The following is a 24,835-nucleotide window of genomic DNA, read 5'->3' as shown; positions in this document are numbered from 1 at the left end:
ACAAATTAAAAAAAGGAATATCGTTATGGCGATCAAGAAAGCTCAAATGATGCCAACATTCATTTATGACGGGGTTGACCGTAAAGGGGTCAAAGTTAAAGGAGAGTTGCCTGCTCGCAATATGGCATTGGCTAAAGTTACCTTAAGAAAACAAGGCATTAACATTAAAACGATTCGAGAAAAAAAGAAAAATATTCTCGAAGGTTTAATGAAGAAAAAAGTGAGTACTTTAGACATCACGATTTTTACACGACAACTTGCAACCATGATGAAAGCGGGTGTACCGCTGGTACAAAGTTTTGAAATTGTTGCTGAAGGTCTAGATAACCCTGCCATGCGTGAAGTTGTACTTGGAATTAAAGGTGAAGTTGAAGGCGGAAATACTTTCGCAGGTGCACTCAAGAAATATCCCCAACATTTTGACCGTTTATTTTGCTCCTTAGTTGAGTCAGGTGAACAATCGGGTGCTTTAGAAACGATGCTAGATCGTGTTGCAATTTATAAAGAAAAAAGTGAACTTTTAAAACAAAAAATTAAAAAAGCCATGAAATATCCAATAGCAGTCATTGTCGTTGCAATTGTGGTAACCATGATTCTAATGGTGAAGGTTGTTCCTGTCTTCCAAGATCTATTCTCTTCCTTTGGTGCTGACTTACCTGCCTTTACCCAAATGGTCGTAAATATGTCCAAATGGATGCAAAGTTATTGGTTTGTCTTACTTATTGGCATTGCTGTAGCCATTACCGCTTTCTTAGAAACCAAAAAACGAAGTAAAAAATTCCGTGACTTTTTAGACAAAGCCGCACTTAAAGCCCCTATTTTTGGCGATTTAGTTTATAAGGCAATTATTGCGCGTTATAGCCGTACACTCGCAACAACCTTTGCAGCGGGTGTTCCATTAATTGATGCTCTCGAGTCTACAGCAGGTGCAACGAATAATGTCGTCTATGAAGAAGCTGTAATGAAAATTCGTGATGATGTCGCAACAGGTCAACAATTACAGTTTGCTATGCGTTTAACCAACAAATTCCCATCTATGGCAATCCAAATGGTAGCAATTGGTGAGGAATCAGGTTCTCTAGATGCCATGCTGGATAAAGTTGCAACACACTTTGAAAATGAAGTAGATAATGCTGTCGATGGACTCACTTCTATGATGGAGCCTTTAATTATGGCTGTACTCGGTGTACTTGTTGGTGGACTGGTCATTGCAATGTATCTACCAATTTTCCAAATGGGCTCAGTAGTCTAATGACCGAAATACTTAACTATTTTATTTCAACACCGAGTGCCCTTTATATTGCTATTGGTCTACTCGGTTTATGTATTGGTAGTTTTTTAAATGTTGTCATTTATAGAACACCCAAAATGATGGAGCAAGAGTGGCATCAAGAATGTCAATTTTTGCTTCATCCTGAACAACCGATCATTGATCAAAGTAAATTAACATTAAGTACACCTGCTTCTACTTGCCCAAAATGTAAATCACCAATCCATTGGTATCAAAATATTCCTGTTATAAGTTGGTTATTTCTAAAAGGTAAATGTGGTAATTGCCAAAACCCAATCAGTTTTCGCTACCCATTTATTGAGTTATTGACTGCTGCATGTTCTTTAATTGTCGTTGCAGTTTATGGACCTACACTTGCTATGTTGTTTGGTCTTATACTGACTTGGGTACTTATTGCTTTAACCTTTATTGATTTTGACACTCAACTATTGCCTGATCGTTTTACCTTACCTCTTGCAGCACTTGGCTTAGGTATTAACAGTTTCGCAATTTATACCTCAGCAAATTCTGCGATTTGGGGATATATCATTGGCTTTTTATGCTTATGGATCGTTTACTATCTCTTTAAAATCATTACTGGTAAAGAAGGCATGGGCTATGGTGATTTCAAATTACTCGCTGCTCTAGGCGCATGGATGGGTCCTCTCATGCTCCCACTCATTGTTTTATTGTCTTCCTTAGTTGGTGCAATCATTGGTATTATTTTACTCAAAGTTCGCAAAGAAAATCAGCCTTTCGCTTTTGGTCCTTACATTGCTATTGCAGGTTGGATTGCTTTTTTATGGGGCGAACAAATTATGAAAATTTACCTCGGTCAATCATAACAGGATTTAATAATGACATTTATTTTGGGCTTAACAGGTGGTATTGGTAGCGGAAAAACAGCAGCAACTCAATGGTTTGAGTCTCAAGGCATTCAAGTCGTTGATGCAGATCTTGTTGCCCGTGAAATTGTTGCTCAAGGTGAACCTGCCTTACAAAAAATTGCTGAAACTTTTGGTACTTGGGTATTACTCGAAAATGGTGAACTCAACCGTAGAGCCTTACGTGACCACATCTTCAAAGACCCTCAAGCACGCCAACAGCTTGAAGCCATTACACACCCTGCTATTCGACACTCAATCATTGAGCAACTGAAAGCAGCAACAAGCCCTTATGTCATTTTAGTATCTCCACTGCTATTTGAAACTAATCAACATGAATTAACTCAACATACATTATTGATTGATGCAACAGAAGAGTTACAAATTGCAAGAGCGTCACAACGTGATGGTCAAGATATTGAACAGATTAAAAAAATTATTGAAGCACAAATGCCTCGAACACAAAAGCATACGATTGCAGATGATATTGTAATGAATGATGGGCAGCTAGAACATTTGTATGCAAAACTAAAACCTTTACACCAAAGCTATTTAAAACTCGCACAACACATTGAGTAATTAAAAATCAGGAAAAAGTGAACATCTTTTAATGATCACTTTCACGATAATTAAACGCTATTGTTCATTTTTTTGCTGATCTAATTTTACTTGTAAAGTATCTTTACGCCCCAGCCAACGCCAAGGTTGTAGTGCGCCAATTCCCATACCAACTAGACCACACAACATAGCCAAACTTAAAGGCTCATTTAACAATGGCACAGCAATAATTGCAGCAATAAAAGGAGCCAGTGTCACAATACTTCCTGTTTGAAATGCACCCAAACGTTTAATCGCTTCTACATAGCTTAAAGTTGCAATAATAACGACAAAAATACCATGAAAAATAGTCTGAATCGCCAAATGAGAAAAACTCGCTTGATCTAAATGTTTCGGTAAAAACAATAAATAAATAGGAATGTAAATAATCGCAGACCAAATTGCGACGCCTGCCATACTGTGCCATGCAGACAATTTCCATTGCTTTAATAAAACTGTAAAAATGCCCCACCAAATTGCACTTAGAAAAAATAATCCATCACCAAAACCAAAAGCAACCCCTGTTTCTTGATACATTAGCGCACTCATTAAAACCACTGCACTGATCATAATGACAAGACTAATCCATGTATTGCGGTCAAAAGGCTGCTGAAACAAAAAGAATGCCGCTATCGCTGTGGTTAAGGGAATACAGCCATTTAAAAAAATAGCTGCATGTGCCGCAGGGACATAATGAAAAGCGCTATAGGAAGTTAAGCAGTAAATCACACCACCCAACATTGCCAAGATAAAAGGCTCTTTCTTCCACAAAAATGCGGTGTCTTTTTTGATAATCAAAATAGGCATTAAAATACAAAATGCCAAAGAAAAACGTAAAGCTGTAATATCCCAAGGGCTAATATGCCAAAGTGCATTTAGCCTTGATGTAATCGTGAAACCTCCCCATATACACATCGTGATTGCTACAAAAACATAGCCTTGCGTGCGGGAGGTCATCATGATCTTTCTCGGATAAAATTAAAAAATAGTAAAATTAATGACTTTGGCGTTGACGACATGCCTCATAAAGCGCCATGCCTGTCGCTACACTCACATTTAAACTCTGTAAGTTACCTGACATTGGAATATAAACTGTTTGATCACATTGTGACTGTGTAATAGGACGCAAACCTGTATCCTCTGCTCCCATCACGACACAAACAGGTGTTCCTGTAAATTCAAATTGTTGAATAGGCAAGGCTTTTTCATCAAGCATCGTACCTACAACACGAACATTAAATTCTTGTTTGATTTGCCCTAAAGTACGTGCCAAATTGGTGACTTGAATAAATTTTACTTTTTCAGCACCACCTGCCGCAACTTTTCGTGCTGTTGGTGTCAAGCTTGCCGCACGATCACGTGGCACGATCACGGCTGCAACACCCATCGCTGCCGCAGTACGAATACATGCACCTAAATTATGCGGATCAGTAATATGATCTAAAGCAAGCAACAACGGTTGCTGTTCACCTTGTAACAACTGCTCTAAATCTTTTTCATTCAATACTGGATGTGGGCGTACTGCTGCCACAACACCTTGATGAAATGGCAATCCTGCTAACTTTTCCAAACTATCACGACTGGCTTTTTGAACACTAATACCAAAAGGTTCAGCCATTTGTAAAATATGTTGTAAGCGTTGGTCTTCTCGACCTTTTAAAGTAAAAAGAGTTAAAACACGTTCTGGTTCTAACTCCAATAATGACTCAACTGAATGCACGCCATAATAATATTCGGGCTTCGCCATGAACGACCTCAAGTGACTTATCAAAATAGAAAAGAAAAATCCTGCAAAGCCAACTTTACAGGATTTCATTGAATATCTAGTTTAACCGATTTAAGCTCAAATTGCCTTGCTTATCTGCATTGCACTTTGTTGAATTTAGCCTTCTAAATGGCAAACATAATCGAGCACATCATCTGTCTCAATTTTAAAACGGCTATTGCCTGGTACATAAAATGATTGTCCAGCACGGAAAAGCTCGCTTTCTTCATTGTCTGCGATTTTGACACGGCATTCACCTGAAATAATCTCCATACGCTCAGGCACATGAGTTTCAAAGGTAAGCGCTTCTTCAGTTGGTAAAATTACCCCTAAAGTTTTTTTCGTTCCGTCTTCAAACTGTACTGTGTGGCTAATACATAAACCACCAAAATAAACGTTTGATTTTTTTATCACTGATACATGATCAAACTGAGTAGGCATGCGTATCTCCAGATAATGCACACTAAAATTTATAGTCGTTGCGCTAGTTTAATTGTACTGGTCAAACTAATCAATCTATTGTTTAAGCAAAATAAATGAAGTAAAAATGTGCTATTTTACAGAAAATGAAATTATCAGTCAGATCATTATTTTTTCTTTTAAATTAAGCTAAAATATCTAAAATTCATCACCCTTTAGAATTTGTTCTGACTTGTGACTAAAACAAAATTTGACTATCTTAGAACCGAACTTTCCGCAGCTTGGATGCGTGTATGCTGACACATTTAAATCTACTTAACTTTGCTCTGGCAGATCACCTTGCGATTGATATCGAACAAGGTTTTAATGTTTTAACAGGTGAAACTGGTGCTGGTAAATCGTTACTTTTAGATGCATTATCAGCATGCTTAGGAGAACGCACTGACACCAATTATGTACGCTATGGTACTGAAAAATCAGATGTTACTGCTATTTTTAGTTACCAAGCTGACAGCCCTGAAGCGCTCTGGCTCAAAACACATGAACTTGATGACGAATCTGGTGAAATTCATCTACGTCGTGTGATTTTTGCGACAGGTCGTAGCAAAGCATGGATTAATGGTCGCCCAAGCAGCTTGTCTGAACTAAAAGAAATTGGACGCTTATTAGTCCAGCTTTATAGTCAGCATAGTCAGCAACAACTGTTAGAACCGCCTTATCCTAAACATTGGCTTGACCGTTATAGCGACTTTCATCTACCTGCTCAAGCGGTGCGAGATGCCTATAGCATTTGGCAAAAAAACATTAAAATGCATCAGGCTGCTTTAGATGCCCAAGCCACACGCTTACAACGCATTGAAACTTTAGAGCGGCAACTTGAAGAACTCGAAGAAGTCATTTCTATTGATTATAAAGAGATTGAGCAAGAATTTGATCGTCTGAGTCATCATGAGCATATTATGCAAGACTGTAGTTATAGCTTAAATGTTTTGGATGACTCTGAACAAAATATTACGCAAGAATTATCGTCTTTATTGCGTCGTATTGAATCGCATGCAGGACGCAGTGAACAACTCTCTGAAATTTATAATTCGATGTTAAATGCGCAAAGTGAACTTGAAGATGCCACAGCAAATTTACGTCAATTTATTGATCGTCAAAGTTTTGACCCTGAACGTATGGAGCAACTAAATGCTCAATTGGAAATTTTCCATCGTTTAGCACGCAAATATCGTACTCAACCTGAGTTACTCAAAATCGAATTTGACGAATGGCAACAAGAGTTACAAAAATTACATCAACTTGAAGACCCCGAAACTTTAGCGGAGCAAGTGGAATTATCACAGCAAGATTTTTTAAATAAAGCCCAACATCTTGACCAAATTCGTCGTGAAGCAGCACCACCACTGGCAAAACAATTAACAGAACAAGTTAAACAATTGGCATTACCAGAAGCTTATTTTGAGTTCCGTTTTGATCCGCTTGAACAAGCATCGGCTGAAGGCTTAAGCTTTATTCAGTTACTTTTTACAGCAAATAAAGGTATACCCGCACAACCTTTAGCACGTGTCGCATCTGGAGGTGAACTATCTCGTATCGCCTTGATTATGCAAGTCATGAATGCTGAAAAAACCGAATCTGAAGTTTTAGTATTTGATGAAATTGATGTTGGAATCAGTGGTGGAACAGCTGAAATTGTTGGGCGTTTGTTGGCGAGTTTAGGGCAGCATGTACAAATTTTATGTATTACCCATCAAGCTCAAGTTGCAGCTCAGTCTGATCAACATTTATTAGTCAAAAAGCTTCAGACAGACCCTGCAAGCAGTACGATCATTGAACTTGAAGAAGAACAATTAGTTTTAGAACTAGCTCGTATGACGGGTGGTGTAGAAATTAATGAAACGACTTTGCAGCATGCCAAACAATTACGTCAGCTTAAGTTTCAACATAGCTAATCCATGTATAGCCCTGTAAATAAATAAAAAACCAGTGAATAATTCACTGGTTTTTTATACTTAAATGTACATGATGAATGAGTAAAACTACCATTTAATTGGCTGCTCACTTGAACCTGGTGTCATGTCATATGTTGGTGTAAAGGTTGCACTCTGATTGCCATAAGATGTATTGGGTTGCAATTTTAAGCCCACCAAAATTTCCTGACTTAAATTTTGTGCTAATGTTTCTGCGCTACTGTCATTTAAAGTATTGTTTAAAATATTCTGTACTGAGTTTTTAGGTAATGCTCGGTTAAATGTTCCTGAAGCCACAACTTTACTACTATTCGCTTCAATCACACGCCATGTTAAACGAACTTGTTCAGAACCTTGATTTAAACCGTACATTTGCTGTGAGTTTGCAGCAGAAAGATCATTGATTCGTCCAACTAACAAATAGTCTGCACCTACTTTTTGCCCAATACGTGCCATTTCATGCGGTGCACCATCCCATTGTAAAAATGCATTTTCATATTGCATTTCATCAATATAATGACGATCTAATAAACTTAACTGTCCAGATTGAGCAATATAATTTCCTAAAGCATCTGCAAGTTCTTCACTAAACTCACCTGCAGAATCTGCCTGTGCGGAGCGATTATTTTTTTCATAAAACTGAAAAGGCAATACAGCAATACGTCTTAAATGTTGATCTTGTACTGTAGATTGATATTGCACAACATGCGCACGGACACGTGCACGATAATTATTTTTAGAACCACTTACACTTAAAACTTGAAATTTTGTAACAGAACCAGAACCTACGCTGTCTACACCAAACACAGGTGAAACTTTGCCTGAATAGTTCCAGTTATTGCCATTCATCGACATATTCACTGTTTCTTCAAGATCAGCACGTGGAGAAACTGTTGCACCATTCACAGATTGTACAGCCACAAGTAATGCCTCAGAAATAGCTTGATGTTGTGTTGCTCCACTGCCTGAAGCCTCTTTGACAACTTCTTTTAATGCTGCAAATGCCGAAGAACTCAAGCATGCTGCAAATAATGCAGAAAATATAATTTTTTTCATCATTCTCGTGATCTCATGCAACTGCCCAATTACAGTTGCACTTTGAGTAAATTACAAACCAAAAGCAGAGCGTTTAGACGATTTACGAATTTCTTTTTCACTCGTCCATTCCACAATACCTGTTTGAACATTTTGTAGTTTTAAAGTGAATTTATAGTACACATCACTCTTATTGCCAGCGTTTTTCACGATGCTTGATAAGTTACCATTCAGCATATATTCAGCACCAATATGACCACCTGCTTTCACAGAAGTTGCTTGGTTCACCAAACCGCTATTTTTTTGATATGCCAATTGTTCTGCCATCGCATTTGCAGAAGTCATATCAACAAAACGGAATTTACCTGAATTAATTAATTTATTTTGAATTGTATCTGTGATTGATTCGGTATCAATATGTTCTTGAGTTTTATTACGAATACGTTCAACAAACATGACTGGACGACGATTTTGTGTCAATTGTACAACAACAGGGAAAGTCAACATATCGTCAACCATCTTATCTGCAATCATTTGCAAATCAGTTGAACCAAAGTCTTTTGTTAAAGACTCAACGGCTTGCGCATCGCCATAACTAACATTTGTACTCGCACAACCTGTTAAAACAGAAGCTGCAAAAAGTGAAGCAACAACGAATTTCATTTTCATGAATTTTTTACCCTTTTTAATCATTTTTTAAATAAACAACAATATCGACAGCAGATGGGTTTGGTGCAACAGATTGCACTGTTTTGACTTCACGCCCTGTGAGTTGAATCGGTTTCCAACGTGACCCTTCTGGATTAATTTCCATGCCTTGTGCGTCAACCCAAACAATTTTGTACTCAAAAGAGCGACTGACAAACCAACGATCTTTAATAGCAAGTGATACTTTTTTTAAGTCGCCCACATAAACCATGTTGATACGATCAACACCAACTTTAGTGCTTAATATCGGGTTATTACTGATTGTTTTTACACTATAACTACCATCCGCAGCAGTTTGCGTCGAAAGCGAGTTAGGTGCTGTACACCCTATCATTGTTGCAGTGAGCATGCTTGCAAAAACAAGTTTCAAAGCTGTTTTCATATATTTTCTCAGTTTTTAAAATGAATGGTTAATCGCACTAACACTAGTTGAAATCTTATTATTGACATCATTGACATAAACAAATACGGTTTGATTCGCTGTCGCATTGACCTGAATCGTGTCACTTACAGTACCATTACCAGAGATTTGTAAATGATGTGTTCCAGGTTTAACTTCAAAACGTGCAATTTGTGTATTACTTGGCAATGTTGACCATGCTCTTAGATCTGCACGTTCAGTTGCGACATTCATCAAGTTACCTGCAAGTTGACCTAAAGCGCCTAAATGCTGTCCTAATTGTTGTTGAGCAACAAATTTTGTAGTCGCCCGAACAATTTGACCAGATACATTACCCACAGTGCGTTCTTTTAATTCTTTGACTGCCAATGCGCCAATGTCATTGAGTACAAAACTTTGTTGAGTTGTACGATCACCTAAACGCACATTTAAACTTTTTGGTATGGTATATGTACTTGGTTCATAAGTCGCAAAAGCAATATTAACAATGCCATTAGGTACAGGAATCGCCAGTTTATTTTCAATTTTTTTCGGCACAATTCCTTGTTCAATAAAAACAACCACAGGCACAGTATCTTTATTTTTACTGGTCATACGATCTAGACGTTGTACATCTTTTGCAATATTACTATCTGCTTGTAGCTCATAGGCTTTTTTATAATCGACCAAAGCATCATTATATTCACCTAAAGCTTCCCACAGATTTGCAGCCATATAAAACGCATAGGCATTTTGATAGGTATTTTTAATACGTCCTGCAATTGGGTCTAAACCTGCAAAAGCTTCATCTAAATTATTAACTGCTTGAGGATTTTCTTGTTTAGCCTTTTCTTTTTCAGACTTTTTTTGTAGCTCTTTTTCATGTTCAATTTCAATTTCACGCTGAATACGCTGTGCAACACGCATTTCTACACTTGCAGCTTCGGCATTGTTTAATTGAATATAATTTTTTGCCTGAGAAATATGAGCCAGTACCTGCTCATAAGGTGGTACATGATAAGGAACAATAGAATCATTACTCAACATTGAAAGCGCTTTAAAACCTAAGCGAGAGGCGCTGACAGTAGCACGATTGTTTTGTTTATCGAGTAATTCAAAGGCTTTTTTATATAACTGACTACTTTCTTCGTACTGTTGATTGACCTGTAAAATACGTGCTTTTTCTAAATGATATAAAATAGCGTCTTTTGAATCCATTTTTTTATCAATATTCGTTGCAAATGCTGTTGGCATCGTTGCATTTAAACTACTTCTAAATGCTGAGCCCTCATCCTCATAATTTCCAAAAATTCCTGCTTGTGAATTTACTGAAACAGCCAATAAAATAACTAGAAATTTATTATTCAAACGCTTCATAAAGTTAGATTTTAGAATTTTAGTACATGAATCATACAAATTTAAGTGATTTGTTTCAATAAATAAACGAAAAATACTGAATATTTACTTATTTTATTCATTAAAAAAGCTAAATCAAAATACGATTATGATTTAAAAAAACAAACTTATATCTCTTTTTTATTAAGATAAGATGCAAAATACAGCATAAATCATGTACATTTAAAATATTGTCATTTGTTTATATTTTAAACGCAACCTTAACCAAAATGTACCATTCTTGACTTAAAACTGTAAAAATATACTGCTTTAGCATGAAAGATTGACCTATTACAACATAAATAAGTTATGGTATTTTAAAGTAATTTAATTTAAAAATTGAGAAATAAGGAGCGGCTTTTTCAGTGACTAAACAATACTTAAAACATCGTTGTCTGATTGCGCCACCTGACTTGGCTGATCATTTTTTTTCGAATACAGTCATTTATCTGGCTAGACATGATGAAGATGGCGCACAAGGCTTGATCATTAACCGTCCAACAGGTTTACAAATTAAAGAATTACTTAGTGATTTAGAAATTGAAGCAGATCATGTTCATCCACATGAAGTTTTACAAGGTGGACCTTTACGACCTGAAGCAGGCTTTGTTTTACATACAGGTCAGCCGACGTGGCATTCTTCTATTGCGGTAGGTGAAAATATTTGTATCACCACAAGTAAAGATATTTTGGATGCAATTGCACATAATGAAGGCGTTGGACGTTATCAAATTGCCTTGGGCTACGCCAGTTGGGAGAAAAATCAATTAGAGAATGAAATCTCTCGTGGTGATTGGCTCATTTGTGATTCAGATATGGATTTGATTTTTAATTTACCCTATGACGAGCGTTGGGATGCCGCATACCGTAAAATAGGAATCGATCGTACTTGGTTATCTTCTGAGATTGGACATGCCTGATTTATCCCAACCACAACTAATTCTTGCTTTTGATTTTGGTACTCAAAAAATGGGGATGGCTGTAGGCTCCTCATTGATTGAGAGTGCTACCCCACTCAGTTTATTTGCAATGAAAGATGGTATTCCCAATTGGGATGAGCTTTTAAAGATTGTGAAACAACATCAACCCAATTTATTTTTAGTGGGTTTGCCTTTAAATATGGATGATTCTGAATCAGAATTATCTGCACGTGCACGTAAGTTTGCGCGTCGCTTGCGTCATCAAACCAATATCGAAACCCTCATGGTCGATGAACGTTTGACCACACGTGAAGCACGAGATGAATTAGAACATTATCAAACCCAAGGTCGTGCAAAAAAACTGGCTGCTGATAGTGTTGCTGCGGCTTTATTTATTGAAAGTTGGTATCGTCACCCTGAAGGTCTTACGCCTTAATTTTTCACCGATTTATCAAATGAAAATTTTATAAGCTGATTGAGTCTTTTTATCTTCATTTTATTAAATTTTAAGATTTTTCATAAAAAATTGGGCGATTAATTTAATCGCCCAATGTATTTGAATCATCAATAATTCAAATTATTTTTTAGCAGCTTCGATTGACTTCAATACTTCAGCTTTAGCAACTTCAGAACCTTCCCAACCTGTCAATTTAACCCATTTACCAGGCTCTAAATCTTTGTAGTGTTGGAAGAAATGTTCAATTTGGTTGATCAACAATGGTGGAAGATCTGTATATTCTTGAACATCTTTATAAAGCGGTGTTAATTTTTCATGCGGAACTGCAACCAGTTTAGCATCGATACCACCGTCATCTTCCATGTTCAATTTACCAACTGGGCGGCAACGAATCACAGAACCATGTACTAAAGGATGTGGAGTTACAACCAATACGTCTAATGGGTCACCATCTTCAGATAAAGTATTTGGTACATAACCGTAGTTTGCAGGGTAGAACATTGCAGTACCCATAAAACGGTCTACAAACAACGCATCAGAATCTTTATCTACTTCGTATTTGATTGGAGATGCATTTGCAGGAATTTCAATAATTACATAGATGTCGTTAGGTGCATCTTTGCCTGCTGGGATATTGCTATAGCTCATAGGATACTCTTTTTAGTGAAAACCAATAAAAAATCTGGTCGATTATAACGCTAATTTAGCGAACAGGGAGCCATTATACAATTTGCAGCATAAAATTGGATATGCCGCTCATTGTAAATTTTATTAGAGCATTCGAATAATCGTGATCAACAAAATAATTGGGCATGCCATTGATAAAAACCAGATAATTGAACGTAATGTTGCTAAATTGAGTAAATAGCAAATCGCATAGATCATTCTTAATACTATATAAGCACTACCCATCATCATCGTAAAATACTGCGGTACAACCATATATTCTGCCATCAAAATCGCAGCAATAAATAAAGGTAAGCTTTCAAAACTATTTTGCTGTACAGCATTTGCCCGCGCAGCCAAGCCTGTTGTTTTTGCTAAAAATTCACGTGGATCTTGGTTATCTCTTATCCGAAAACCACCCGCAACTTTGGCAATAATAGTAAATACATAAGGCAATAAGCAGGCAATTAAAATTAGATATATGATGCCATCTATCCCAGACATGAATTTATTCTCATGAAATTTCTAAGTTAGACATCATAGCACGGCAATGTTGTTATAATTTTCAAGAAATATAGAGTTTTGCAAAAATTGTGTAATGGAGAAAACATGAAACCTTCAGATCAACAAGATCTATTGAATGTATTAGAGCAACAGAGGCAACAGCTCCAACATATTGATCGTGTTTTAAAAATTGTATTACCGATTGCCGCATTTTTACTCTGTGTTATTTGTGCAAATTTTAATTGGCAATCGACTTTAGGTACATTTATTATTTTGCTCATCGCATTTTATGCGGTCGGCATTGCTCGAATGAATCTGTATCTCTGGCTATTTATCGTTGCTATTTATTGTTTAATTGATATTTATTTTACATACGCAGGTCTACCACCTTCTGCGATTGGTCGACAAATGGGTACGATGCTTACCTTTACCGCTATTGTGGGTTATAGCCGTCCCTATATTGACCAATGGTATTTAAAAAGTCAGGGAAAAAGTTAAAACAGACTTTTTCTAAATAAAAAAGCGCCAAAACGGCGCTTTTTTATTCAAATTTAGATTATTTACGCAAATCTTTACGTAAGATTTTACCTACGTTTGATTTTGGTAATTCATCCATAAACTCAACATAACGAGGACGCTTATAACCTGTTAAGTTTTCTTTTGCATATGCTAAAACTTCTTCAGTGGTTAAAGATGGATCTTTTTTCACTACAAAAAGCTTAGGTACTTCACCTGATTTTTCATCAGCAACACCAATTGCAGCAACTTCCAATACTTTTGGATGCTGTGCAATCACTTCTTCAATTTCAGATGGATAAACGTTAAAGCCTGAAACTAAAATCATATCTTTTTTACGATCTACAATTTTAAAGTAACCACGCTCATTCATGATCCCAATATCACCTGTACGGAAATAACCATCAGCAGTCATCACTTTTGCAGTTTCGTCAGGGCGGTTCCAATAACCCTTCATCACCTGTGGACCACGAATCGAAATTTCACCTTGCTCACCTTGAGCCAAATGATTGCCATCATCATCTAAGATTGCAACATCCGTTAATGGCAATGGAATACCAATTGTGCCACTAAATTCTTTAGTTGCTGGTGGGTTTGCTGTTGCAACAGGCGATGTCTCAGATAAACCATAACCTTCAATAATGATGGTATTGGTGATTTTTTTCCATGCTTCTGCTGTAGATGGTAATACTGCCATACCACCACCCATTGCCATTTTAAGTTTGCTATGGTCAAGTTGCTTAAATTCTTCATTATGTACTAAAGCATTAAACAAAGTATTTACAGCAGGGAAGAATGTCGGTTGGTATTTGCGTAATTCTTTCATGACCGCAGGCAAATCACGCGGATTAGGAATTAGAATATTGGCTTGACCTTTATACATACCATAAAGAGCACACACCATGAATGCAAAGATATGATAGAGCGGTAAAGCACAGAAAATACGATCGTCTTTAGCACCGTCACCTTTACCAAATTTACTTTGGAAAATAGCATCACTTTGTAATAAGTTCGCTACAAGATTACGATGTGTTAATTCTGCACCTTTAGATACCCCTGTTGTTCCACCTGTATATTGTAGAACGGCTGTATCACTTAATGTCATCGTTGGGCGCTTGTAGTTATTTGCACTCACTTTTGACATAGCCGCATTAAATTTAATGTGACCTGGAATATTCCAAGCAGGAATTTGTTTACGAACAGAACGCAGTACAAAATTAACCAATGTACCTTTGAGTGTTCCTAACATATCACCTACAGACGCGACAATGACATGCTTAACAGGTGTTTTACCAATAATTGCTTGATAAACAGTGGCAAAGTTTTCAATGATTACTAATGCTTCAACACCTGCATCATTGAGTTGATGCTCAAGCTCACGTGCAGTATAAAGTGGGTTAACGTTCACTAAAACCAAGCCAGCTCTGAACACACCTAATGCAACCACAGGATACTGTAGTACGTTTGGCATCATCACAGCAACACGACTGCCTTTTGCCAAACCTAAACTTTGAAGATATGTGGCAAATTTGCGACTAGCAAGTTCTAATTCACTAAAAGATAATGCTTTATCCATAAAGATAAATGCATCTCGTGAACCAAATTTTTGGAAATTACGCTCAAAAATATCAATAAGCGATGTATTTTCCTGTGGCAATTCTACAGTCTCAGGAATGCCTGTTTTTTGATATTCTGCGTACCAAATCTTTTCCATTGCCATATTCTCCAATTAGTAATCCTTAGTTTTAAGCTGTTTTTTTCAACATTAAGCATAGTTTTTTGGCTTGTTGTGCTTAATATTGCATCCATTTTCACGAACACCTTTCATATATAACGTATTTCGATCAATGGATGCTAGTTTTATCTTTGAATGAACAGTCTATTTGCTTTTTGATATCCACGTGGTAAGAGTTGCCCCTTCGACGCACGCTTGCCGATGTACTTCTGTAAATCTTCACCTTTTATTTTTAATTGCTTCTGCCCCGCAAGCAATTGAATTGTATCATCTAAATTAAAAGTAAGTAGACTTTGAATCTGATCATCAGCTTCAAGTTGTATCAACTTATTTCCTTTACCTTTGTTTAAAATTGGCAATTCTGACAAATCAATAAGAAGTACACGTCCTGCTGAGCTGAGTATAGCTAAATGCGTATGATTTTCAATCACTATCAACGGCATTGCGTGAGCATTTTCAGCAACATTTAGGAAGGATTTACCTGCTTTAGCATTGGTATCTAATTGTTTTGCTTGTGTTTTAAAACCATAACCATTTGAACTTATAGCAATAATTTCTTTTTCATCTTCCTCAACTAAAATTTGGATAAAACCAACACCATTGGCAGGTGCAAGTTTTGAACTCAAAGGTTCACCAAAACCACGTGCCGAAGGTAAGCTATTAATTGCTAAGGCATAGCTGCGCCCCGTTTCATCTAAAATATAGGCTTTTTGATTAGACTTACCTTGCGCTGAACTTAAGTACTGATCCCCTGCACGGAAATTCAGCTTTTCTACATCGATGTCGTGCCCTTTAGCTGAACGAATCCAACCTGCTTCTGACAAAATAACGGTTACAGGTTCTGCTGGCATTAAATCTTGTTCACTAATGGCATGGGCATCTGAGCGTTGTACCACTGGAGAACGGCGATCATCACCAAACTTTTTCGCATCGTCTTTGAGTTCAGAAATGATTAGAGATTTTAAAGATTCTGGATTTGCCAATTGCTCACGAATCACCACTGCTTTCGCTTCAAGTTCTTCTTGCTCACGACGCATTTCCATTTCTTCAAGTTTTGCCAAATGACGTAACTTGAGTTCTAAAATCGCTTCTGCTTGGATTTCATCAATATTAAAACGTGACATCAACTCAGGTTTAGGTTGATCTTCTTCACGAATAATTTGAATCACTTCATCAATATTAAGGAAAGCAATGATCAAACCGCTAAGGATGTGCAAACGCTTTTCAATCTTGTTGAGATGATATTGCAGACGGCGTGTGACCGTTTGTTTACGAATTTCAATCCATTCCAATAAAATTTTACGAATAGATTTGACTTGCGGACGAGCATCTGCACCGATCATGTTCATATTGACACGATAACTTGACTCTAAATCTGTCGTCGCAAATAGATGACTCATCACCGCTTCAGCATCAATTCGATTAGAGCGTAATACAATCACTAAACGGGTTGGATTTCTATGATCTGACTCATCACGTAAATCACTAACAAAAGGCAATTTTTTCGCCTGCATTTGGTCTGCAATCTGGGTAATGACTTTTGATCCTGAAACCTGATAAGGCAATTCAGTGATCACAATTTCATTTTTTTCTACCGTATAAATGGCACGCATACGGTAACTACCACGCCCTGTGGTTTGTATTTTCAACAATTCTTCAGGTGGGGTAATAATTTCTGCTTTGGTTGGTAAATCAGGTGCAGGAATGTATTCTGCAACTTTTTCATCGGTTAAGTTTGGATTACGAATTAAGGCAATCGTGCCTTTAACCACTTCACGCAGATTATGCGGTGGAATATCCGTTGCCATTCCCACTGCAATGCCTGTCGTACCATTCAACAAAATATTGGGTACACGTGCAGGCAAAGTGACAGGCTCTTTCATCGAACCATCGAAGTTATCTTGCCAGTCACACGTGCCTTGACCCAATTCAGACAGCAATAAATCACTGTACTGTGAGAGTTTTGCTTCGGTATAACGCATTGCTGCGAATGACTTAGGATCGTCAGGTGAGCCCCAGTTGCCCTGACCTTCAATAAATGGGTAGCGATAACTGAAGGGTTGTGCCATCAACACCATCGCTTCATAACAAGCATAGTCACCATGCGGATGGTATTTACCCAATACATCACCGACGGTACGTGCCGATTTTTTCGGCTTACCACTTGGTTTTAAACCCAATTCACTCATCGCATAGACAATACGACGCTGTACGGGTTTTAGACCATCACTGATATGTGGCAATGCACGATCCATAATCACGTACATGGCATAGTTAAGGTAAGCTTGTTCGGTAAATTCTGCTACGGAACGGTTTTCTGTCGCATGATGCGCAAGGCTTGTCATAACAACCTTTAATCCTAAATAAATGCGTTCTAAAAATTTATATCTCTATGTTCTTATGCTAAGTCGCATACTGAGACGACACAAGGGGCAGTCTTGTAACTCTGCGACAATTTGCGTCTTCTTATAATTCCAGCGTTGTAAAATTATCCATTTTTAGGAAAATGAGCAACTGATTATTTTACAGAAGCACTCATCAACAGTGGAACTTGTCGATAATTTTTACCCTGATCAACTTCTAAATATTTTGTACTAAAAGTCACACAGATATTTTGCCCTTGATTGAATGCCTGTAAAACATCAAATCTATGCTCTGACTTAAATTTATAAAACAGGGTGTCTGCCCGAAAGCGGTGTGTGAGAAAATCATATTTCTTACCATCTGCATCAACCGTAAAATAATGACTTTCTCCTCGCAAAGCCTTTTCGTATTTAGAATATATTCCCAAATATCTACCGCAAATTTGGCGATACTGCTTTTCCTGCAATGAAGAATTTATCTTTGCAATGACTTCGCGATCTGCCTTTTGTGGAGAGAAATAAACACTATAAAGCCCAACCAATACTACAACCAAAAGTATCATTAAATTTTTTATAATTTTCATTCCACTACCCATTTTTTATTTTTAAAATCACATAAACGATTCAAATATATCTTAAATTTTCTTATATTTAGCTCAACACTGTATCATCATTTCAATATAAAAAAAAACCAAATATGGGGAGAGAAATCACTCCCCCCATATTTTCAAATCTTTTAAACCATTAAAGTCCAATCTCTTCCAAAGTCTTACCTTTGGTTTCTTCACCCAAAACCAAAATCACCGCAGCCACACCTAAAAGCACGGCGGTAAACATCATAAAGACTGAGCTAAAACCATTTGTAGCCACCATCATATGTGTGACAACCAAAGGTGCCACAATCCCGCCCATACGCCCAATCGCAGATGCCCATCCTGAACCAAATGCACGAATATTGGTTGGATATTGCTCAGGTGTGTAAGTATATAAAACACCCCAAGCGCCCAAATTAAAGAACGACATCAAACAACCCCACAGCATAATCATACTGACCGAAGTGGCTTGCCCAAAGAAATAAGCCGACACAGCACACATGCCAATAAAACCTGCTAATGTCGCTTTACGTCCTAACTTTTCCACCAACCAAGCAGCCGCCACATAACCCGGTAGTTGTGCCAAAATCATACCCAACACATATTCAAAAGACTGAACAATGCTATAGCCTTGTTTGACCAATAAACTCGGTAGCCACGTAAAAATGCCATAGTAGGAAAATACAATACCAAACCAAATCAGCCACAACATTAGGGTGCGTTTCGCAAAAGGATTTGACCAAAGCTGTGAAAATGAAATATTTTGTTTTTCTGCAACAGGTTTTACTTCAATAGTTTCAATCACTTCAACGCCACATTGACGTTCTAACTTTTGTACCAAAGCATGTGCTTCTTCGATTCGTCCACGATTGATCAAATACGGTACAGATTCAGGGACTTTTTTCAAAATCATAAACACATAAATTGCAGGCAAACCACCAATCAAAAATGCAATGTGCCAACCATAATCAGGAATCACAAAATAGGAAATCAATGCAGCAACAAGCCAACCTAAGCCCCAAAAGCTTTCGAGTAAAACAATGAAACGACCACGCACCTGTGCAGGAATGTATTCACTGACCAACGTCACAGCCACAGGCAACTGCCCACCTAAGCCTAAACCAACAATAAAGCGAAACACCAATAACCATGTCAGGTTTGGCGCAACCGCACATAAAGCAGTCGCAATACTATAGGTCACTAAAGTAATGGCAAATACGGTTCGACGACCAATCCGATCTGCTAAACCACCTGAAAATACAGCACCAATCGCCATACCAACGAAACCAATCGACACCACCCAGCCTTTTTCAGATGGTGTCATTTGCCACTCTTCTGCCATTTTGGTCAGGATAAAAGAAATCAATCCCGTATCCATAGCATCGAACATCCAACCAAGTCCGATGACCCATAGCAAGGTATAGTGAAATTTTCCAATCGGTAGGCGTTGTACGCGTGAAACTAAATCCATAAGAGTGCTCTACATGAATGATCTGTGTCGGTGAACGTTGGAGATACTGCTTTCACAACAGGATTTAAATTGTATTCATTGGAAATCTTTTATTCATTGACCATTTTAGAACAATATTTATTTTGAAAAAAGGAATTCCTTGTCCCTTTAGGGTGAGGAGTATACTCCGCAAGAGGATGAGGAAAATCATTCAAAGAACCTCTCCCTAGCCCTCTCCTTTAAAAAGAGAGGGAACTTCCAAAACAAATCAAATATTGTCTGGAAATCTCAACCAAAAAACATATAATTCAAATATTTATTTAAAAATTAAAGCTTTTAAACAGTTTCATCTTTGGAAGAGGCAGATTGTTCATCATCATCTTTATAGATAAATTTCGGCATTTCCAAACCAAAATAAATCGCAATACAGCGTAGTGAAAAACCAAAAACCAAAGTCGAAATCACAGTCACTTCCAATGACAAACCGACATCCATACAGAACCAATAGAAGATCACCGCAACAAAAGAAATCGAGGCATAAAGTTCACGGCGGAATACTAACGGTACGTCATTACACAGAATATCACGCAAAATACCGCCCGAAACTCCTGTCAACACGCCTGCAACCGCAGACACCACAAATCCGTGTCCCATATCTAAAGCGATTTGACAGCCAATAATGGTAAAGCCAATCAATCCCAATGCATCCAGCAACAGGAAAATGGAATGTAAATGTTTCATCCATTTTGCGATCAGAATTGTAACAAAGGCTGCACAACAGGTGAGCACCAAATATTCAGGATGCTTGACCCATGTCAATGGATAGTGCCCTAACAGTACATCTCGCACTGAACCCCCACCCAAAGCGGTTACGCAGGCGATCAGCACCACACCAAACCAGTCCATACTACGTCGACCTGCCGACAGTGCACCTGTCATAGCTTCAGCCGTAATTGCAATAATATAGATGACTAACAGCAACATTGCCCTTCTTCCACTGAGGGTTATCGATGCGCGCTATTCTAAGGTAAATTGCATGAAAAGTTATAAAAATTCAGCGCAACATTGCTTAAATTTTTTAGCTGAACCACAAATACATGGCTGTTTCATGGTGATCTGCTGATCTGTAGTTGGATCAAGGAAATACCAAGCACCATCATGCTTAACAAAATGTGAAACTTCATGGTGAATTTGCTCTTTGTGAGCTTGATCATTGGCATCTGCATAATGTGCTTTAAACTCAACTTGGGCATGGTTTTTACCCAGTTTTTCTTTGGCTTGCAGCACGTCCAGTTTTAACCACGTATTGGCTTTGCTCCACTCTGCAATAGCATTGACATCTAAAGCTTGTTGTTGCCCCAATGCAGTGGTTTTGACAATGTAATCAATCTCTTGTGTTGCAAATGCACTATAGCGTGAACGCATGAGTTGTTCTGCACTTTCGGCTTTTTTCTGTCCTAGATGTAAAGGCTGACAGCATTCGCTATATAGAGGTGAACCACAGGGGCAAGTCAAGTTAGACATACAAAATCCAAAATAATTTTCGATGATTTTATCAAAACCTAATACTTTTTTAGATAATTTATCAAAATCTTCATATAAATTATTACGCCCTACTTGAAGGGAATAACAGCAACCATTAGAAACGTATTTATGTGATGTATCTTGTTATTATTTTTAGGTACTTAAGCATCCATCAAATATTTGATCAATAATGACGACTTAAGCACCTGATGATTGTCATTTCCAAGCCAATGCTTTTAAGACATTTTAAAAATCACATCAATTTTTCTGAAATAAATACACCTGAAAACTCGCAGTCAAACTGATCTTTTCAAGCTGCTCAAGCGCTTGGCGTTTTTCAGGCTTGGCTTTATAGGCATAAGGCGTCATTGCAATTAAATTTTTCAATTGTATCTGATCCAACTCAAACGTAGATTCCACAATCGGTTGCTCAACCAAAGTGAAATGTGCTTGTAACTGTTCCACAAACTTATGCGGATCATGGGCATTCACTTCATCAAACAACGCTTCACGCATTGCATATAAATGATTTGGTGCAGGTGTGACCACCATTAAATAGCCTTCTGGTTTTAATACACGCAAAATTTCTTCTTGTGGAATTGGGCTAAACAAACTGGTACATAGGTCGATTGAATGATCTAATACAGGCAAAGTTGCGCCAGTACCGACGACCCAATCCACTTCTTTATTGAGTTTAGCTGCAACTTGAACTGCATTTTTGGCAATGTCCACACCCACACATTGCATGACTTCCTGTTGCATCGCATCGGTGTAATAGCCTTCACCACAACCGATATCGAGTAAGTTTTCAATACGTAAAGCACGGATCTTATTTACGACACTTTGTTGTAGTGGTGCATAAAAACCACCACTTAAAAATGCACGACGGGCTTGAACAGACTCAGGTGTATCGCCCGGATTTTTGCTGTGTTTATGCTGAACCACATGCAAATTGACATAGCCTTGTTTAGCAACATCATAGCTATGATTATTTATACAGCGCCATGTGCGTTCAGTTAAGCTGAGTGCTTCACGGCACACGGGACACATCAACACATTCCTGATTTGTTTCAAAACCTTCTCCAAACTCATTTTAAAGCTATAAAAAAAGTCGGCAGATGCCGACTCTCTTCAACAACTTTTGCTTAACGCAATTTTAAAGTCATTAGACCTAAAACTACCAGCATAATTGTAATAATCCAGAAACGGATCACGACTTGGGTTTCACGCCAGCCTTTTTTCTCATAATGGTGATGCAAAGGTGCCATTAAAAACACACGTTTATTACGCATACGTAATGAACCAATTTGTAGGAATACCGAAATTGCTTCTACGACAAATACACCGCCCATGATCGCAAATACGATTTCTTGGCGAACCATGACTGCAATTGTACCAAGCATCGCACCGAGTGATAATGCGCCAACATCACCCATAAACACCTGTGCAGGATGTGCGTTATACCAAAGGAAAGCCAAACCCGCACCAATCATTGCCGCACAGATAATCACAAGTTCTGAGGTATATTTTACATAAGGAATATGTAAATAATTGGCAAAACGAATATCACCTGCCAAGTAAGCAAACACACCCAAACCTGCCGCAACCAGTACGATCGGCATGATCGCTAACCCATCTAAACCATCGGTTAGGTTGACTGCATTTGATCCACCATTAATCACTAAATAAGTGAAAATAATGAAGCCAATACCTAGTGGAATTGATGATAAAGGAATGCTGAGGTTTTTAAAGAATGGAATCAGTAAATCCAACATATTCGCTGCATGTACAGGATTTTCCTGTTGCGTTGAAATGATATATAAAGCAATACCTGCACCTAATGAACCTACCGATGTCCAGAAAAACTTTTTCTTTGCAGGTAGACCAGCATTGTCTTTATAACGCACTTTGATCCAGTCATCTGCCCAACCCACAGCACCAAAAATCACCATGACTGCCAAGACAATCCAGACATAAGGATTGGATAAATCTGCCCAAAGTAAAGTACTAATCCCAATGGACAATAGGATTAAAATCCCCCCCATTGTAGGTGTACCCATTTTCTTCGCATGATTTTCTGGTGCAAAAGAACTGACTGCTTGACCATATTTTAAAGCTTGTAGTTTACGGATCATCACAGGACCTAAAGCCCAACCAATTGCAAGTGCAGTTAAGACACTAAGCAAGGCACGTAATGACAAATACCGAACCACTTGAAAGGCATTCTCATAGCCTGCCAAATGTTGAAACAACCAAAACAGCATTAAACTTTCTCCATCAAGTCAGTCATCAACGTTTCCATGTGGGTAAAACGAGAACCTTTAAACAGGAAACTCATGGACTGCGGTTGATGTGTCTCAATTAAACTCATTAAAAGGGGTAATGCTTGCGCTTGCGTTAAAAACGCCTGCAATTTTTTACCATATTGCGTGCTACGTGCACCCTCTTGGATTGCAGGTGAAAACTCACCCACTGCAACCACAAAGTTAATTCCTTTAACCGAAACAAGGTCACGACCCAACATATAATGTTGTTGTGCAGCCGTAGCCCCTAATTCTCCAATATCTCCAATCACCATGACTTTGATGCCATCTTGCTGTGCCAAGACCTCAGCCGCAGCACGCATTGAAGTCGGGTTAGCATTATAAGTGTCATCAATAAACAAGTAATTGTCTTTCTGAATGAAATTTAGCCGACCTTTTGCACCTTGTGCTTGCTCAAGTCCGATAACAATATCATCCAAAGCTACACCAATTGCCAAAGCAAAAGCAGTCGCAGCCTCGGCATTGTGTACATTATGCTCACCTGCAAACGGCAGATTCACTGTTCGTGTGCCTTGAGGTGTGTTGAGTGTAAATGTGGCTGCTTGAGCATGTAATTGCACATCAGTTGCAAAAACTTCACCGCCCTGACCAAAGCTAAGCACCTGTTCAGTTTTTACAGCTTGGCGAATGTGATCGCTAAAGTCATCCTGCGCAGGAACAATTGAAGTGCCTGCTAAATCTATATGGGCATAAATTTCAGACTTGGCACGGCAAATACCATCACGACCGCCAAACTCGCCCAAATGTGCAGTACCAATATTTAAAATACCTGCAACATGTGGTTGCACAAGCTTCGAGGTATAATCAATTTCACCTTGATGGCTTGCACCGAGTTCCATCACAGCATACTGATGCTCAGCACGAAGCTCTAAAAGCATCATCGGCACACCCAGATCATTATTCAAATTACCACGGGTAATTAAGGTCGGTGCCAGACGTGAAAGAATACTGCCCAACATTTCTTTGGTGGTGGTTTTACCACTACTGCCCGTTAATGCAATCACTTTCAACTGTGTGTGCTGAGCACGACGAAATGCACCTAAATGCCCCAAAGCCAAGCGTGTATCTGTAACCACAAGCTGACAAATATTGGCTTCGACAGGTTGGCTGACAATGGCAACCTGACAACCATTTTGTGCTACTTGTGCCACAAAGTTGTGTGCATCAAAACGCTCACCTTTAAGCGCAAGAAATGCATCACCTGATTCGGCATCACGCGAATCTGTCAAAATACGTTTTATTTCACCTTGGGGTGCTTTGTCTAAATACCAATAACCTTGAGTCGCTTCAGCAAGCTCAGCTGCTGACCATGGCTCTAAAGGTACAGTACTGGTGGTCGAGGTGTGCATCTCTATTC

The 24,835-nt window shown here is 38.2% G+C and carries 25 protein-coding genes; 7 read left to right on the top strand and 18 right to left on the bottom strand.

What is annotated here, in order from left to right:
* Positions 1 to 25: 25 nt before the first annotated feature.
* From C9E89_RS05410 to coaE, 3 genes are read left to right on the top strand one after another with little or no spacing between them, the layout of a single operon-like run.
* Positions 26 to 1,252 (top strand): type II secretion system F family protein, encoded by a 1,227-nt coding sequence (locus tag C9E89_RS05410; RefSeq protein WP_107007144.1) that lies wholly within the window; start codon positions 26 to 28, stop codon positions 1,250 to 1,252.
* Entirely contained in the window at positions 1,252 to 2,115 is an 864-nt protein-coding gene (locus C9E89_RS24015; RefSeq protein ID WP_107007145.1) for a prepilin peptidase, read from the top strand. The genes C9E89_RS05410 and C9E89_RS24015 overlap by 1 nt, the downstream gene beginning before the upstream one ends.
* Before the next feature lie 12 nt (positions 2,116 to 2,127).
* The gene (coaE, locus tag C9E89_RS05400; protein WP_107007146.1) at positions 2,128 to 2,733 is read left to right on the top strand and encodes a dephospho-CoA kinase; all 606 of its coding nucleotides are present in this window, start codon (positions 2,128 to 2,130) and stop codon (positions 2,731 to 2,733) included.
* A 57-nt stretch (positions 2,734 to 2,790) separates the two neighbouring features.
* On the opposite strand, the gene C9E89_RS05395 is transcribed toward coaE, so the two are convergent.
* The 3 genes from C9E89_RS05395 to ppnP all read right to left on the bottom strand — a co-directional run bounded on the left by C9E89_RS05395 (position 2,791) and on the right by ppnP (position 4,957).
* Positions 2,791 to 3,708 carry a DMT family transporter gene (locus tag C9E89_RS05395; protein WP_107007147.1) on the bottom strand — a complete coding sequence of 306 codons (918 nt, stop codon included), beginning with the start codon at positions 3,706 to 3,708 and terminating at the stop codon, positions 2,791 to 2,793.
* Positions 3,709 to 3,745: 37 nt separating this feature from the next.
* A complete protein-coding gene (gene rlmB, locus C9E89_RS05390) occupies positions 3,746 to 4,498 on the bottom strand; it encodes a 23S rRNA (guanosine(2251)-2'-O)-methyltransferase RlmB (protein WP_107007148.1) in 753 nt (250 codons plus the stop codon).
* 135 nt (positions 4,499 to 4,633) lie between these two features.
* On the bottom strand, positions 4,634 to 4,957 hold the full coding sequence (ppnP, locus tag C9E89_RS05385; RefSeq protein ID WP_107007149.1) for a pyrimidine/purine nucleoside phosphorylase: 324 nt from the start codon (positions 4,955 to 4,957) through the stop codon (positions 4,634 to 4,636).
* A 272-nt stretch (positions 4,958 to 5,229) separates the two neighbouring features.
* On the opposite strand from ppnP, the gene recN reads away from it, so the two are divergent.
* Complete coding sequence (gene recN / locus C9E89_RS05380) at positions 5,230 to 6,891, top strand: DNA repair protein RecN (RefSeq protein WP_107007150.1); 1,662 nt, start codon at positions 5,230 to 5,232, stop codon at positions 6,889 to 6,891.
* Positions 6,892 to 6,978: 87 nt separating this feature from the next.
* On the opposite strand, the gene C9E89_RS05375 is transcribed toward recN, so the two are convergent.
* From C9E89_RS05375 to C9E89_RS05360, 4 genes are read right to left on the bottom strand one after another with little or no spacing between them, the layout of a single operon-like run.
* On the bottom strand, positions 6,979 to 7,965 hold the full coding sequence (locus C9E89_RS05375) for a CsgG/HfaB family protein (protein ID WP_107007272.1): 987 nt from the start codon (positions 7,963 to 7,965) through the stop codon (positions 6,979 to 6,981).
* Between the two features lie 51 nt (positions 7,966 to 8,016).
* Positions 8,017 to 8,613 (bottom strand): penicillin-binding protein activator LpoB, encoded by a 597-nt coding sequence (lpoB, locus tag C9E89_RS05370; RefSeq protein ID WP_107007273.1) that lies wholly within the window; start codon positions 8,611 to 8,613, stop codon positions 8,017 to 8,019.
* A gap of 16 nt (positions 8,614 to 8,629) precedes the next feature.
* Entirely contained in the window at positions 8,630 to 9,034 is a 405-nt protein-coding gene (locus tag C9E89_RS05365; protein WP_107007151.1) for a DUF1425 domain-containing protein, read from the bottom strand.
* A gap of 15 nt (positions 9,035 to 9,049) precedes the next feature.
* The gene (locus tag C9E89_RS05360) at positions 9,050 to 10,408 is read right to left on the bottom strand and encodes a COG3014 family protein (RefSeq protein ID WP_107007152.1); all 1,359 of its coding nucleotides are present in this window, start codon (positions 10,406 to 10,408) and stop codon (positions 9,050 to 9,052) included.
* 383 nt (positions 10,409 to 10,791) lie between these two features.
* Here C9E89_RS05360 and C9E89_RS05355 point away from each other — a divergent pair, with 383 nt between their 5' ends.
* Positions 10,792 to 11,346 (top strand): YqgE/AlgH family protein, encoded by a 555-nt coding sequence (locus tag C9E89_RS05355; protein WP_107007153.1) that lies wholly within the window; start codon positions 10,792 to 10,794, stop codon positions 11,344 to 11,346.
* Complete coding sequence (gene ruvX, locus C9E89_RS05350; protein WP_107007154.1) at positions 11,339 to 11,782, top strand: Holliday junction resolvase RuvX; 444 nt, start codon at positions 11,339 to 11,341, stop codon at positions 11,780 to 11,782. Before C9E89_RS05355 ends, ruvX begins: the two co-directional genes overlap by 8 nt.
* A gap of 141 nt (positions 11,783 to 11,923) precedes the next feature.
* On the opposite strand, the gene ppa is transcribed toward ruvX, so the two are convergent.
* Both ppa and C9E89_RS05340 read right to left on the bottom strand, forming a co-directional pair.
* On the bottom strand, positions 11,924 to 12,451 hold the full coding sequence (gene ppa, locus C9E89_RS05345; protein WP_065993797.1) for an inorganic diphosphatase: 528 nt from the start codon (positions 12,449 to 12,451) through the stop codon (positions 11,924 to 11,926).
* Between the two features lie 123 nt (positions 12,452 to 12,574).
* On the bottom strand, positions 12,575 to 12,973 hold the full coding sequence (locus tag C9E89_RS05340) for an MAPEG family protein (protein WP_107007155.1): 399 nt from the start codon (positions 12,971 to 12,973) through the stop codon (positions 12,575 to 12,577).
* A 105-nt stretch (positions 12,974 to 13,078) separates the two neighbouring features.
* Between C9E89_RS05340 and C9E89_RS05335 the strand changes: the two genes are divergently transcribed.
* Positions 13,079 to 13,471 (top strand): hypothetical protein, encoded by a 393-nt coding sequence (locus C9E89_RS05335; RefSeq protein ID WP_107007156.1) that lies wholly within the window; start codon positions 13,079 to 13,081, stop codon positions 13,469 to 13,471.
* A gap of 58 nt (positions 13,472 to 13,529) precedes the next feature.
* Here C9E89_RS05335 and C9E89_RS05330 read toward each other — a convergent pair whose 3' ends face one another.
* The 9 genes from C9E89_RS05330 to C9E89_RS05290 all read right to left on the bottom strand — a co-directional run bounded on the left by C9E89_RS05330 (position 13,530) and on the right by C9E89_RS05290 (position 24,827).
* Positions 13,530 to 15,203, bottom strand: a complete 1,674-nt coding sequence (locus tag C9E89_RS05330) for an AMP-binding protein (protein ID WP_107007157.1) — start codon at positions 15,201 to 15,203, stop codon at positions 13,530 to 13,532.
* 146 nt (positions 15,204 to 15,349) lie between these two features.
* Positions 15,350 to 17,569 carry a DNA topoisomerase IV subunit A gene (parC, locus tag C9E89_RS05325; RefSeq protein WP_107007158.1) on the bottom strand — a complete coding sequence of 740 codons (2,220 nt, stop codon included), beginning with the start codon at positions 17,567 to 17,569 and terminating at the stop codon, positions 15,350 to 15,352.
* A gap of 173 nt (positions 17,570 to 17,742) precedes the next feature.
* On the bottom strand, positions 17,743 to 18,171 hold the full coding sequence (locus tag C9E89_RS05320) for a hypothetical protein (protein WP_107007159.1): 429 nt from the start codon (positions 18,169 to 18,171) through the stop codon (positions 17,743 to 17,745).
* 160 nt (positions 18,172 to 18,331) lie between these two features.
* Positions 18,332 to 19,651, bottom strand: a complete 1,320-nt coding sequence (gene niaP, locus C9E89_RS05315) for a niacin transporter NiaP (protein ID WP_107007160.1) — start codon at positions 19,649 to 19,651, stop codon at positions 18,332 to 18,334.
* Positions 19,652 to 19,966: 315 nt separating this feature from the next.
* A complete protein-coding gene (locus C9E89_RS05310) occupies positions 19,967 to 20,614 on the bottom strand; it encodes a trimeric intracellular cation channel family protein (RefSeq protein WP_107007161.1) in 648 nt (215 codons plus the stop codon).
* A 60-nt stretch (positions 20,615 to 20,674) separates the two neighbouring features.
* The gene (locus C9E89_RS05305; RefSeq protein WP_107007162.1) at positions 20,675 to 21,154 is read right to left on the bottom strand and encodes a YchJ family protein; all 480 of its coding nucleotides are present in this window, start codon (positions 21,152 to 21,154) and stop codon (positions 20,675 to 20,677) included.
* A gap of 258 nt (positions 21,155 to 21,412) precedes the next feature.
* Positions 21,413 to 22,246, bottom strand: a complete 834-nt coding sequence (locus tag C9E89_RS05300; RefSeq protein ID WP_213069628.1) for a putative RNA methyltransferase — start codon at positions 22,244 to 22,246, stop codon at positions 21,413 to 21,415.
* Positions 22,247 to 22,299: 53 nt separating this feature from the next.
* Positions 22,300 to 23,418 (bottom strand): phospho-N-acetylmuramoyl-pentapeptide-transferase, encoded by a 1,119-nt coding sequence (gene mraY, locus C9E89_RS05295; protein WP_107007164.1) that lies wholly within the window; start codon positions 23,416 to 23,418, stop codon positions 22,300 to 22,302.
* A complete protein-coding gene (locus C9E89_RS05290) occupies positions 23,418 to 24,827 on the bottom strand; it encodes a UDP-N-acetylmuramoyl-tripeptide--D-alanyl-D-alanine ligase (RefSeq protein WP_107007165.1) in 1,410 nt (469 codons plus the stop codon). The genes mraY and C9E89_RS05290 overlap by 1 nt, the downstream gene beginning before the upstream one ends.
* Positions 24,828 to 24,835: the final 8 nt, after the last annotated feature.

The sequence above is a fragment of the Acinetobacter sichuanensis genome, from assembly GCF_003024515.2.
GTDB classification, from domain to species: domain Bacteria; phylum Pseudomonadota; class Gammaproteobacteria; order Pseudomonadales; family Moraxellaceae; genus Acinetobacter; species Acinetobacter sichuanensis.
Note: the sequence above shows the minus strand (reverse complement) of the source record. Positions and strands in the feature narration are given on the sequence as shown.